Raw genomic sequence first — 11,654 nt, forward strand, 5'->3', positions numbered from 1 at the left:
ATCGCGCGGCCCGCGCCCCCGAGGGTTGCTCGAGTCAGTCCGATACCTGCGAGAGCCAATGCACCGGCGTGGTCTCGCGCACGTGGATCAGCACGTCGAACGCGGCGGCGAGCGAGGAGAGCCGGATGTTCGCGGTGGCGTCGGCGGCCGGGTCGTAGACGCCGCTGATGGTGCGCAGCTTCACCGGGCCGGTCAGCCAGTCACGCACCGGTTCCGGCGCCGTGGCGCGCAGGTCCAGGTAGTAGGCGGGCAGCTCTACCTCGCCCAGTGCGGCATCGACCAGGTCCGGCGACGGGGCGGGCGCCACGGCCATACCGAGGTCGCCGTGATGGAACCCGATGCCGACGGACACGTATCCCTCGCCCAGATGATCACGCAAATGGCTTCCGGCGCCGCGGAATTCGGCCGTGTCGTAAACGATCGGAAGGCTGGTCGTGTGCGCGAGCCCGTCCCAGTAGACGATCTTGGCGCCGGTGGAGCGCTGCCGGCGCAGCACCGTCTCGGCCGAGGGCCGTTCGTCCCGGGCGAATCCTTGACTCGCGACGCTGGACCGGTGGAAGTCGAGGATCAGTCGGGCATGGGCGAGTGCGGTGGCGCGCTCGTTCGTTTCCGGCGACTCGGCCAGCAGCGCGAGGGCGTCTTCGGCGTGTTCGGCGAACGGGCGGCCCGGGTGGATGCCCTGGTGGCGCTGAACGTGCTCATCGACCTGATGGGCGGTGCGGATCGGCGCGAGGTGCGCCTCGATCGCGGCGAACCGGTCTGGAGCCGCACGGCGCACGTAGTCGAGCACCGCGTCGTAGTCGCTCGGCTCGGCGCGGGGCGGTTCGACGCCGAAGATCCGCACCGGGTCTTCCGGATGCGCCAGGTTCCACGCGCGGATCCAGCGCAGTGTGGCCACCGATTCCTCGGTACGCCACGGGCGCCAGGCGCCGGCGAGCACCGTTTCCGGATCGCCCTCGCCCGCGGTGACGAACCGGTCCCAGCGCGCGCCGGAACGCGCGCTGTCCTGAATCGCCAACGCGCGGAAACCATGCCGTTCGACGAGTCCGCGGAACAACCGCTCACGCACACCGAAGGTCTGCCGGGAGAACCGCGTGGACTCGCCCAGCCCCACCACCGTGGCGGCACCGAGCCGAGCGATCAGAGCGTCGAGGTCCGAACCGGAGGAGCTGGGGTCGGAGCTGTCGATGGCGACGGCGTTGTCGCGCAGCCAAGCGCGGACGTCGACGGTGGTGCTGAGCATGATGCCTCCCGGAAGCGTGAACGATCCAACGCGAAGCAGCCTCATATATGAACCATTGTTGAGGTCAAGCTCCGCGCCGGATCGCCGGTCCGCGAGCTACAGCGTCGTGCGCATCAGCACGACGTTGTACTGGCTGTGCACCGTCGTCAGGAAGTACAGATCGCGCCCGGTCTGGTACGGGAAGATCGCGGGTGCGTACGCGGTGGGCAATTCGCGCGTATCGATCAGCACTTCGGGATCGCTCCACGGGCCGACCGGGGCGGGCGCGCGCCGCATCACCACGGAGTTGAATTGGTCGGTGGTGAGCGAGATGTACTGCCCGAGATAGGCGTTGTACATCACCGAGAGTTCGCCGACACCCCACATGATCGGCGCGGCGGCGTTCACGTCGTTCTTTCGCCAGGCGCCGCCGTCCCAGTATTCGTACTCGGCGAGGTTCCCGATGTCCTGCGCGTGTACGCGAGCGACGTGAGCGGTGTGATTGCGCCCGGATCGAGTGCCGTATTCGTAGATGTATCCGCCGTCGGCGAGGAAGGCGTTCATCTGGAAGTTGGCGTTTCCGCCCTCGTTGTTGCGCCGCGTTTCCGGCAGTTCGGCCCAGTTCTCGCCGTTGTCCCCGGAGGTGGCGAGGCCGGAGAAATTGGTGCTCCACTGACCGACGTCGTCCCAGGTCTTCACCGACATCAGGCTCATGTACTGCACGCCGTTGACCGAGATGCCCGCGGTGGGGATCCGGCTGATCTCCAGGAACGGAATCTTCGGGCTCGGGATCAGATCGCGGGCCTGGCCGAAGATATCGCGTACCGCGCTGTCGAAGAAGATGCCTTCGGCCGGATTCGTGGTGTGGCTGCGCAGCAGGATATTGCTGCGCCAGGCCCACATGCTGCCCGCGAGCAGATTCGGGAAGCCGACGCCGGCGGTGTCGCCGAACGCGGTGAGCATTTCACCCTGCCCGTTGTCCCACATGATGCCGAGATCGGTGCCGAGGACGTTATAGGTCTGGGTGTTGTTCGGGCTGGCCATGCCGGTCACCTGGAACACCGCTTTGGTGCGGCCGAGCAGGTTCGGCAATCCCGTCGTGCCGTTGAGTACCGGAATCGGATTGATGGCGTTCGGGTTGGCGATGGCGGGGGTGGTCGCCGTGAAGAGCAGGGCCGAGACACCCGCCAGCGCCGAGAGTAGGAAGGATGCGGTCTTGATCACTGTCTGTGAGCCCTCCGGTTTCTTCCCGAGAGCGGTGCGAACCATGGACGTCCCGCGATACACAGACCCTTCGCAGCGTGCCGCGCACCACTAGTCGACTGGCTGGCAAATCGTGCAAATGGTAGCAGCGGAACCAGTCAGCGGGGCGCTTCTAGCGAATTTGCAGCTATCTACCGAGTGCTTTGCGGAGGATCAGTGGGAGTTGGGCCGCGCGCTCGACGCCGAAGGTTCGCCGGGGGGATGCTTGCCATGACTTGTCGAACAGTCTCTTGGCGGAGGCGACCGCATGCGGTGACCGCGTCGCGATCCGGTCGGCCAGTTTCTCGGCCTCCGCGACCGGGTCCGCGGCCAGCTCGGTGACCAAGCCGATCTCGGCGGCGTAGGCGGCATCCACGGTGTCCGCGGTCATCGTGAGCAGGAGGGCTTTGTCGATGCCGATCAGCCTGGACAGCGTTGCCGCCCCGGTCATGTCCGGGACCAGGCCGTGCTTGGTCTCCATGACGGAGAACTCGGCGTCGGGGGTGGCGAAACGGACGTCCGCCGCGAGCGCGAGCTGGAGTCCGCCGCCGAAGCAGCGCCCGTGCACCGCGGCGATCACCGGCACGGGCAGGCGGCGCCAAGCCCAGCACGCCTCTTGGAAGGCGTTGGTGCCGCGCCAGGGCGGCGGAACGAAGTTCCGGATGATTGCCAGGGGATCGCTAGTGGCTGCAGCGATGTCCAGGCCGCTGCTGAAGCTTGGGCCGTTCCCGGACAGGATGACCGCTCGCACGTCGCCACGGCGGGCCACCAGCTTCGCACTGGCAACCAGATCGCGAAGCATGTCTATGGTCAGGCCGTTGTGCTTGTCCGGCCGATCGAGCGTGACGTACGCGCGGTGGTCGTCGAACCGCACTGCGATGTTGCTGCCCATCCACCGATCTTACTCACCGGTCAGTTGTTGCCGCCCGCGCTGTTGCCCGCCCGCGCGGGCTCTGTTCTAATCGGACTCGAATTACCGTCAATGTTGACGGTTATGGAGCGGAGGACGCATGCTGCCAGCCGGAATGGACCCGAGGACGCCGGTGCTCGTCGGCGCCGGGCAGGTCGTACACCGACCGGGTGAGCCGGGTCTGCCCGGCCCGGTCGAACTCGCCGCGGAGTCCCTGCGCCGCGCGGGCGCCGACAGCGGAGTCGGTGACCGTCTGCTGCGGTCGGCCGACTTGATCGCCGCCGTCGCCCCGGTCAGCCGCCCCTACGGCGATCTGGGCGCGCTCGTCGCCGCCGATCTCGGCGCCACTCCGAGACGGACCGTGCAGTCGGTGCGTTTCGGCGGCGACGCACCGCAGCGGCTGCTCAACACGGTCGCGCAGGCCATCGCCGACGGCCGCTCGGACGTCGCGCTGCTCACCGGGTCCGAAGCGGTGCACTCCGGGAACGCGGCCACCCGCACCGGCACGGCGGTGGACTGGCCGGAGCAGCCGGAGGACGTGGGTCCCGACGAGGTCATCGGCTCCGATCGCGGGCCGAACTCGGACATGGAAACCGCCGCGGGCCTGTGGGGTCCGGTGTACTTCTACGCGCTCATGGAGACGGCGCTACGCCACCGCCTCGGGTCGAGTGAAGCCGCGCACCGCGAGCGGATCGGCGCACTGTGGTCGCGGCTGTCGGAGATCGCGGCGCGCAATCCGTACGCGTGGCAGCCGACCGTGCATGCCGCCGCCGACCTGGTGACACCCGCGCCCGACAATCGGATGGTGTCGACGCCGTACCCCAAGCTGATGATCGCGAACCTCACCGTCGATCTGGGCGCCGGGCTCATCCTGTGCAGCGCGGCGGCGGCCGACGCCGCCGGTGTGCCCCGGGACCGGTGGGTGTTCCCGCACGCGGGCGCCACCGCGACCGACGAGTGGTTCGTCTCCGAGCGCGCGGACATGTCCCGCTCACCCGCCATCGCCGCGGCGGGGAAAGCGGCGCTGGCTGCGGCGGGGATCGGGATAGACGATGTCGCGCACATCGACCTCTACTCCTGTTTCCCGGTCGCGGTGCAGATCGCCGCCGAGGAACTCGGCCTGCCGATCGACGATCCGTCCCGGCCGCTGTCGGTGACCGGCGGTCTCACCTTCGCGGGCGGGCCGGGCAACAACTACACGACGCATTCGATCGCGACGCTGTCCGGCATGCTGCGCGCGGACCCGGGCGCCTACGGCCTGGCGACGGCACTCGGCTGGTACAGCACCAAGCACGGTGTCGGTGTGTATTCGGCCAAGCCGCCCGAGCGGCTGTTCCGTGCGATCGAGGCTCAGGTGCCCGCGGCGCGGCGCGAACCTGCGCCCGGGTACACCGGTCCCGCCTCCGTCGAGGCGTACACCGTCGCCTATCGCAAGGGCCCGGCGCCGGACCGCGCCGACGAGCCGGAAGCCGTTGTGGTGAGCGCACTGACACCCGAGGGGACCCGCATACTGGTCCGGGCGTCGGATGCCGACACCCTCGCGGCGTTCACCGCGGGCGATCCGCTCGGCGCGGACGCCGAGATCGCCGCGGACACCTTCACCCTGCTCACCGAGAGGAGCGCCCGATGACGGATCCCGTCCTTATCGAGCGGCGCGACGCGATCACCGTGCTGACGGTCAACCGTCCCGAAGCGCGCAACGCGATCAACCTGGCCGCCGCGCAGGCCATCGAGGCCGCCGTCGACGAGTTCGAAGCCGACGACGCCGCGCGCGTGCTCGTGCTCACCGGTGCGGGCGGAACCTTCAGCGCCGGAATGGATCTCGTCGCCGCGTCGAAAGGCGAGATGCCGATGACGCAACGCCGCGGCCCGCTCGGCATCACGGCGAAGCCCCCGGCCAAGCCGATGATCTCCGCCGTCGAAGGCTTCGCGCTGGCGGGTGGTTTCGAGCTGGCGCTCGCGGGCGATCTCATCGTCGCCGCGCGCGACGCGCAGTTCGGCATCCCCGAGGTCAAGCGCGGTCTGGTGGCCGCGGGCGGTGGCGTGCTTCGCCTGACCCAGCGGTTGCCGCGCAGCACCGCCGCCGAACTCGCGCTCACCGGCGGCCGTATCGGCGCCGAGCGGCTCCACCAGCTCGGTTTGGTCAATCGGGTCACCGAGCCGGGGGCGGCGCTGTCGGTCGCGCTCGACCTCGCGGCCGAGATCGCCGCCGCCGCTCCGCTCGCGGTGGCCGCGAGCAAGCGCATCATCGACGAGTCGCCGGATTGGACGGTCGCCGAGGCGTTCGCGAAGCAGGGCGAGATCGCCCTGCCCGCACTGTTGTCCAAGGACGCCGCCGAAGGGGCGCTGGCGTTCGCGCAGAAGCGCGAGCCACAGTGGCAGGGCCGCTGACGGGCGCGGGACACGTCCGGCAGCCGCAGGCGCAGCGCAGGCAACGCATGCGCACGCGGCTGCTGGACGCGGCGGTGGAGAGCCTGGTCGAGGTCGGTTACGCGGGCACCACCACGCTCGAGGTGCAGAAACGGGCGGATGTGCCGCGGGGGACGTTGCAGCATTACTTCCCCACCCGGGCCGACCTGCTCGCCGGTGCCGTGGAGCACGTGGCGCGGCGTCGATTCGACCAGCTGACAAGCGAATTCGAGGCCATTCCGGACGGCGCGGACCGGCTGGAGACGGCCGTCGAGCTGACCATGCGGATGCTCAGCGGCCCGTCGTTCTGGGCGGCGCTGGAGATGTGGGTCGGCGCGCGGACCGATCCGGAACTGCGAGCGGCGTTCCTGCCGCTGGAGGTCCGCCTGTTCGAACTGATGCACACCAGCATCCGCGACAGCTTCCGGCGCGAATTTCCGGACGATCCCCGGGTTCCGACGATCACCGAGTTCACCATCGAGATCATGACCGGCCAGGCCTTGCGCGTGCTGCTCACCGGCGACCTGTCCCGCAACCGGCTGCTCCGGCACCGATGGGGGAACGCCGTGCGCGTCCTGCTCGGCACGGCGGCCGCGGAGACGTTGCTGGATCCGCCCGCGGACTGAACCGGCCGGACGGCCTACCGCACGCGGGTGATCGTCTCGAGCAGGACCTGTGCGCAGCCGGCCGGGTCGTCGAAGAACGGCGTGTGCCCACTGCCGTGCAGCGTGACGTGCTCGGCGTTCGGCAGCACGCCGCGCGCCTTGCGGCTCTGCGTCGCGTAGGTGAGCAGGATGTCGCGGCTGCCCCAGGCGATCGTCACCGGAATGTCGGCGAGCGCGCCGATTTCGGGTAGCCGGACGTCGGTGAACGAGGCGAGCGCCTCGTCGAATCCGGCCGAGTCCGCCGCGCCGAGCGCGGTCTCCAGCGCCACCTTCGCATCCAGCGCCCACGGCTTGCCGAAGACCAGCGAGAGGAATACGGTGCGGCCCGCGGCGGTGCTCAGCACGGACGGCAGCGCGGGACGCAGCCGGCGCGCGAGTGCCCGTGACTTGCCCAGCGACTGCTGGCACCACACCCGGCCCGCGGTGTCCCAGAACCCGATCGGCGAGTAGGCGGTCACCGACCGAGCCAGCCCGCGGGCGCCCAGTTCCAGCGTGATCAGCCCGCCCATCGAATTGCCCGCGAGATGCGGCCGATCGATCCCCTGCGCGGCGAGGAACTCGGCGAGCGCCTCGGTCAGGTTGGGCACCGTGGTGTGTGCGAGCGGGTGCGTCGATCCGCCGAAGCCGGGCAGGTCGACGGCGATGACCTCGTACGACGCGGCCAGCGTGTCGATGATCGGCTCCCACACCTGCCACCGGCTCCCGACCCCGTGTACCAGCACGAGTGGCTCGCCCGCGCCGACGCGATGATGGTGCAAGGTCGTCATGCGCCAACACTAACAGCAGTCACCTGTCATCAGATGGGATGTCGCGGACGACCATCAAGCGCTGGTCCATGCCCCGCGGTGTGGGTACGATAATTGGTATGGCAACGCGTAAGGTCACCCTTTCGCTGGACGAAGCCGCCTGGTCATTCGCGGAACAGGCGGCCGCTCGGGCGGGAATGTCGCCGTCGGCTTGGATTTCGAAGGCCGCGCGACGGGAGGCCGTCCGCATGGGTGTCGGTCCGGTGTCGGATGTGACCGCCGAGGCCGCCGCGGACGCGGCCGAGTTGGCGGCCGCGGAGGAGGAGATGCGTGCGTCGGGGTGAACTGTGGATCTACAACCCGCATGGTTCGCCGCGCCGCCGAACGGTCGTGCTCATCAGCAGTGACGGCATCAACGAATCGCCGCGTCCCTGGCTGATAGCGGCCGAGGTGATCGAGGACGATCCGCAGGACATCCTCGCGGTTCCGGTCAAGGAACACGGCTGGGTGCATGCCGGAAACATCGGGCGGATCTTTCGCGGTTGGCTGGCCGAGCGGGTGGACGCGGTGGACAGCGACACCCTGGAGCGGCTCGACACCGCGTTGCGCGCGGCGATGGACCTCTGAGATTTCGCACGTAGCCCGTTGAAGGGCAACGCATCCCGTATTCGCCGTGGCAGACGACTACCGCTGGACGCCGCACGGCATTATGGTGGCCACGCCACCGACAGTGGTCAGTCGAGGAAGAGGAGTCAGGTGCGGATCTGCATGATCGCCGCGGCGCTGATCGCGCTGCCGGTGCTCGCGGCATGCGGCAGCGACAAGGACACGGCGGCGCCCACGGTGACCCAGGCCGATCTGTCCAAGTCGTTGCAGGACAAGGGCCTCAAGAACAAGCAGCTGGCCGATTGCGCCGCGAAGGTGTTCGTCGATCAGGGGATTTCGCAGGACGGACTGCGAATCATGATCAGCGACGAGTACGACACCAAGGCTCCCGACCAGGAAACGCTGGGGATGAGCAAGGAAGACGCGGACAAGGCGCGCGCCGCCAGCGGTCGCATCGCGAGCGAGTGCATGTCGGCGGCCCAACCGCGCTGATCATCGGTGGTCGGAGACCGTTGTCACGGTGGGCGGACGCTTCGTGTAGCGATGCGGTAGGGCAGACCGTACGCTGTCGCTACGTCGACGAGGGTGTCGACCGGAAGCCGAGGATCCGACCGTGTCACAGCCGCCTTTTCCGACGTCGCCGAATTCGCTGGGATCGCCGGTCATCACCCCGTCCGCTCGCTGGTTCGCGCTGGGTGGCGCGCTGATCGCCCTCGGCGTCATCGGCGGGATCGCCCTCGGTGCTTTCGGTTTCCTGCAGACCTCGGGACGCATCGATGACTTCCAGCGCGTCGGGGTGCCCGGCTCCGGTGTGGTGAACCTCGCGGAGTCCGGCGGGTACACCGTGTACTTCGAGTACGCGGGGGCATCGTCCGAGGGCGCCCCCGGCACGGTCGATCTGCGGGTGCTCGACCCGCACGGCAAGCATGTGGAGCTGCGGAAGTACGACGCGAGCATCACCTATTCCTTCGGCAGCCATGAGGGCCGGGCCGGATTCTCCTTCGAGGCCGCCGAGCCGGGCGGCTATCGGGTGACGACCGCCGGTAGTTCCGAAGTGACGGTTGCCATCGGCCAAGGCCTCGGCTCTTCCTTCGTCGGCACGCTGCTCGGCGCGCTCGCCCTCGGTTTCGGTGGGGTGGTGCTCGGCGTGCTCGTGATCGTGGTGGTGGCCGTCAAGCGAAATGCGAGCAAGCGCAATGCCGCTGTGGGAGGGCTCGGGTACTGAGCGCTCGGGTCGCCGCACCGGATTTCGTGGCCTACAGCGCGACCGTCAGTTCGATGTGCGCGGCCGACCCCGCCTCCAGTGCCTCCGCGAGGCGCACCGCTTTCTTCATCGGCAGCACATAGGTCGCCCGTGACTTGTCCGGGAACAGCGAAGTAGACCACCGGGTGCCGCCGACGACCACGTGCACTCGCACCGCGCCGAACCCGCCGGAGCGATGCGCGTAGCGCTCCTCGATCTCATCGGCCACGTCCTCGGGCAGCGACACGAAATGCCAGGCGGCATCGCCCGGTAATTCCCATACTTCCGCCGTGAACGAGTACCGCGAATCAGCCACGCCGCGACTGTAACGGCGAGTACCGACAGGGTTTCGCATCGACCGCGCGGCGGTTCCTAACGCCCGGCTTGCATCTACGTATATGTCTACTTATAGTTAGGCCAGGACGTGTACGTATACATCTACTTATATCCATGGGCGGCTCGAACCGCCCCTCGATGAAGGAGGCGGATGCCATGGGCATCTCGGATCTCACCTCGAAGTTGGTCGGCGACATCGGCGACAAGCGGCGGTGGCGGCAGTACAAGACGCGGGCGGGGCAGCTTCCCGCGGGTTATCGCACAGCGGTCGATGGTTTCGAGCGGTACCTGATGTACACCGGCTCGGGAGGCGGCGTTTCGATGTTCGAGGACCTCGCCGAGCTGTTCGAGCGGAGCGCGGCCGATGGATCCCCGATACGCGAAGTCGTCGGGGAGGACCCCGTGGCGTTCATCGAGACGTTCGCGCGGAACTACCAGGAAGATTCCTGGATCAACCGGGAACGGGCACGGTTGAACAGCGCCATCGAGCGCGCCGCCGGAGAAGGAAAGTAGGGGCGTTCGATGACGACACAGCAAGCTCCGGCGATCCATGTGCGGGGTCTGGAGAAGTCCTACGACAAACTGGAGGTGCTGCGCGGCGTCGATTTCGAAGTCGAGCGGGGCAGCATCTTCGCCCTGCTCGGCTCGAACGGAGCGGGCAAGACCACTGTCGTGAAAATCCTGTCCACGCTGCTCAAAGCCGACGCGGGGACAGCAAGGGTCAACGGCTTCGACGTCGCCACGCAACCGGGCGACGTGCGGGAGTCCATCAGCCTCACAGGGCAGTTCGCCGCCGTCGACGAAATCCTCAGCGGGCGGGAGAATCTCGTGCTCATCGCCAAGTTGCGGCACCTGAAGAACGCGGAAACGGTGGCCGACGACCTGCTCGAGCGTTTCTCGCTGACCGACGCGGCCGCGCGGAAGGTGTCGACGTACTCCGGTGGCATGCGCCGCCGCCTCGACATCGCCATGAGTCTCATCGGGAATCCGCCGGTCATCTTCCTCGACGAGCCGACCACCGGGCTCGACCCTCAGGCGCGCGTCGAGGTGTGGCGGGCGGTGCAGGAACTCGCCGAGCACGGCACGACAGTGCTGCTCACGACGCAATATCTGGACGAGGCCGAACAACTCGCCGATCGGATCGCGATCCTGCACAAGGGCCGGATCATCGTCAACGGCACCCTCGCCGAGCTCGAGCAGCTGCTCCCGCCCGCCGAGGTCGAATACGTCGAGAAGAAGCCGAGCCTGGAGGACGTCTTCTTCGCCCTGGTCGGTGACGAAGGCGACGAGGGCGCTCCAGACAGTGACCGCAGCGCGGTACGGACGAAGTAAGGAACAACGATGACCACGCATTTCTTCGCCGACACCACGCTGCTGCTGGGACGATCCCTGCGCCACATCACGCGCAGCGTGGACACCATCATCACGACCACGATCATGCCGATCGCATTCATGCTGCTGTTCGTCTACGTCTTCGGCGGCGCGATCGACTCGGGGTCGGACTCCTACGTGCAGTACCTGCTGCCCGGAATCCTGCTCATCACCATCGCTTCGGGCATCTCCTACACCGCGTTCCGGCTGTTCCTGGATATGAAGAGCGGCATCTTCGAGCGATTCCAATCCATGCCCATCGCCCGGTCATCAGTCCTGTGGGCGCACGTGCTGACCTCGCTGGTCGCCAACGTGATCTCGCTTGTGGTGGTGGTGCTCGTCGCCCTGCTCATGGGCTTCCGCTCAGGGGCCGGAATATCGGCCTGGCTCGCGGTCGCGGGCATCCTGATCCTGTTCACCCTCGCGCTGACCTGGATCGCGGTCATCCCCGGTCTGTCCGCGAAGACCCCGGACGGCGCGAGTGCCTTCTCCTACCCCCTGATCTTCCTGCCCTTCATCAGCTCGGCCTTCGTACCCACCGACACCATGCCCGGCCCGCTCCGGGCCTTCGCCGAACACCAGCCGGTGACCTCCATCATCGACGCCATTCGTCACCTGTTCACGCAGCAGCCCGTCGGCACCGACATCTGGATCGCCCTCGCTTGGTGCGTCGGCATCCTCATCGTCGCCTACCTGTTCGCCATGAACACCTACCGCCGCAAGATCTCCTGAGCGGCATCGGCCGAGCCTGTCGCTAGTCGGCTCGACCCCCTGGACCGGCTGCCGGGCCGGTCCGATGATCCGGGGGCGGCCTGCTCCGGCTGCCGCGGCGGCTTGTAGGAGAGTCAGGGCGGTGAGCACGCTCAGTGCCGGTGCACAGCCGCTTGTTCGGGTGTGCAGAATG

Annotated in this window: 15 protein-coding genes; 10 read left to right on the plus strand and 5 right to left on the minus strand. The window is 68.1% G+C overall.

The annotated features are described in order from the left end of the window. Nucleotides 1-34 precede the first annotated feature (34 nt). From ACZ6DL_RS09780 to ACZ6DL_RS09790, 3 genes are all read right to left on the minus strand, one after another. Nucleotides 35-1,243 carry an erythromycin esterase family protein gene (locus ACZ6DL_RS09780; RefSeq protein ID WP_466050148.1) on the minus strand — a complete coding sequence of 403 codons (1,209 nt, stop codon included), beginning with the start codon at nucleotides 1,241-1,243 and terminating at the stop codon, nucleotides 35-37. A 96-nt stretch (nucleotides 1,244-1,339) separates the two neighbouring features. Continuing rightward, nucleotides 1,340-2,446, minus strand: coding sequence for a DUF4185 domain-containing protein (locus tag ACZ6DL_RS09785; RefSeq protein ID WP_466050149.1), 1,107 nt, complete (start codon nucleotides 2,444-2,446; stop codon nucleotides 1,340-1,342). A 166-nt stretch (nucleotides 2,447-2,612) separates the two neighbouring features. After that, a complete protein-coding gene (locus ACZ6DL_RS09790; RefSeq protein WP_466050150.1) occupies nucleotides 2,613-3,356 on the minus strand; it encodes a crotonase/enoyl-CoA hydratase family protein in 744 nt (247 codons plus the stop codon). Between the two features lie 118 nt (nucleotides 3,357-3,474). On the opposite strand from ACZ6DL_RS09790, the gene ACZ6DL_RS09795 reads away from it, so the two are divergent. From ACZ6DL_RS09795 to ACZ6DL_RS09805, 3 genes are read left to right on the plus strand one after another with little or no spacing between them, the layout of a single operon-like run. Next, a complete protein-coding gene (locus tag ACZ6DL_RS09795) occupies nucleotides 3,475-5,004 on the plus strand; it encodes an acetyl-CoA acetyltransferase (RefSeq protein WP_466050151.1) in 1,530 nt (509 codons plus the stop codon). Beyond that, a complete protein-coding gene (locus ACZ6DL_RS09800) occupies nucleotides 5,001-5,765 on the plus strand; it encodes a crotonase/enoyl-CoA hydratase family protein (protein WP_466050152.1) in 765 nt (254 codons plus the stop codon). Before ACZ6DL_RS09795 ends, ACZ6DL_RS09800 begins: the two co-directional genes overlap by 4 nt. Then, nucleotides 5,750-6,409 carry a TetR/AcrR family transcriptional regulator gene (locus tag ACZ6DL_RS09805; protein WP_466050153.1) on the plus strand — a complete coding sequence of 220 codons (660 nt, stop codon included), beginning with the start codon at nucleotides 5,750-5,752 and terminating at the stop codon, nucleotides 6,407-6,409. The genes ACZ6DL_RS09800 and ACZ6DL_RS09805 overlap by 16 nt, the downstream gene beginning before the upstream one ends. Before the next feature lie 14 nt (nucleotides 6,410-6,423). On the opposite strand, the gene ACZ6DL_RS09810 is transcribed toward ACZ6DL_RS09805, so the two are convergent. Beyond that, nucleotides 6,424-7,215, minus strand: coding sequence for an alpha/beta fold hydrolase (locus ACZ6DL_RS09810; RefSeq protein WP_466050154.1), 792 nt, complete (start codon nucleotides 7,213-7,215; stop codon nucleotides 6,424-6,426). A 98-nt stretch (nucleotides 7,216-7,313) separates the two neighbouring features. Between ACZ6DL_RS09810 and ACZ6DL_RS09815 the strand changes: the two genes are divergently transcribed. The 4 genes from ACZ6DL_RS09815 to ACZ6DL_RS09830 all read left to right on the plus strand — a co-directional run bounded on the left by ACZ6DL_RS09815 (nucleotide 7,314) and on the right by ACZ6DL_RS09830 (nucleotide 9,025). Then, on the plus strand, nucleotides 7,314-7,538 hold the full coding sequence (locus ACZ6DL_RS09815; protein ID WP_466050155.1) for a hypothetical protein: 225 nt from the start codon (nucleotides 7,314-7,316) through the stop codon (nucleotides 7,536-7,538). Then, entirely contained in the window at nucleotides 7,525-7,821 is a 297-nt protein-coding gene (locus ACZ6DL_RS09820) for a hypothetical protein (RefSeq protein WP_040870817.1), read from the plus strand. Before ACZ6DL_RS09815 ends, ACZ6DL_RS09820 begins: the two co-directional genes overlap by 14 nt. 141 nt (nucleotides 7,822-7,962) lie before the next feature. After that, nucleotides 7,963-8,292 (plus strand): hypothetical protein, encoded by a 330-nt coding sequence (locus tag ACZ6DL_RS09825; protein WP_466050156.1) that lies wholly within the window; start codon nucleotides 7,963-7,965, stop codon nucleotides 8,290-8,292. Nucleotides 8,293-8,413: 121 nt separating this feature from the next. Next, entirely contained in the window at nucleotides 8,414-9,025 is a 612-nt protein-coding gene (locus tag ACZ6DL_RS09830) for a hypothetical protein (RefSeq protein ID WP_466050157.1), read from the plus strand. Nucleotides 9,026-9,056: 31 nt separating this feature from the next. Here ACZ6DL_RS09830 and ACZ6DL_RS09835 read toward each other — a convergent pair whose 3' ends face one another. Continuing rightward, nucleotides 9,057-9,359 carry a DUF1905 domain-containing protein gene (locus ACZ6DL_RS09835; protein WP_466050158.1) on the minus strand — a complete coding sequence of 101 codons (303 nt, stop codon included), beginning with the start codon at nucleotides 9,357-9,359 and terminating at the stop codon, nucleotides 9,057-9,059. Nucleotides 9,360-9,493: 134 nt separating this feature from the next. Here ACZ6DL_RS09835 and ACZ6DL_RS09840 point away from each other — a divergent pair, with 134 nt between their 5' ends. The 3 genes from ACZ6DL_RS09840 to ACZ6DL_RS09850 are packed head-to-tail and all read left to right on the plus strand — an operon-like array spanning nucleotide 9,494 to nucleotide 11,482. Then, nucleotides 9,494-9,892, plus strand: coding sequence for a DUF1048 domain-containing protein (locus ACZ6DL_RS09840; protein WP_466050159.1), 399 nt, complete (start codon nucleotides 9,494-9,496; stop codon nucleotides 9,890-9,892). Between the two features lie 9 nt (nucleotides 9,893-9,901). Further along, nucleotides 9,902-10,711 carry an ABC transporter ATP-binding protein gene (locus ACZ6DL_RS09845; protein WP_466050160.1) on the plus strand — a complete coding sequence of 270 codons (810 nt, stop codon included), beginning with the start codon at nucleotides 9,902-9,904 and terminating at the stop codon, nucleotides 10,709-10,711. A 9-nt stretch (nucleotides 10,712-10,720) separates the two neighbouring features. Beyond that, nucleotides 10,721-11,482 carry an ABC transporter permease gene (locus tag ACZ6DL_RS09850; RefSeq protein ID WP_466050161.1) on the plus strand — a complete coding sequence of 254 codons (762 nt, stop codon included), beginning with the start codon at nucleotides 10,721-10,723 and terminating at the stop codon, nucleotides 11,480-11,482. Nucleotides 11,483-11,654: the final 172 nt, after the last annotated feature.

This window comes from Nocardia sp. NPDC041819 (assembly GCF_055590505.1).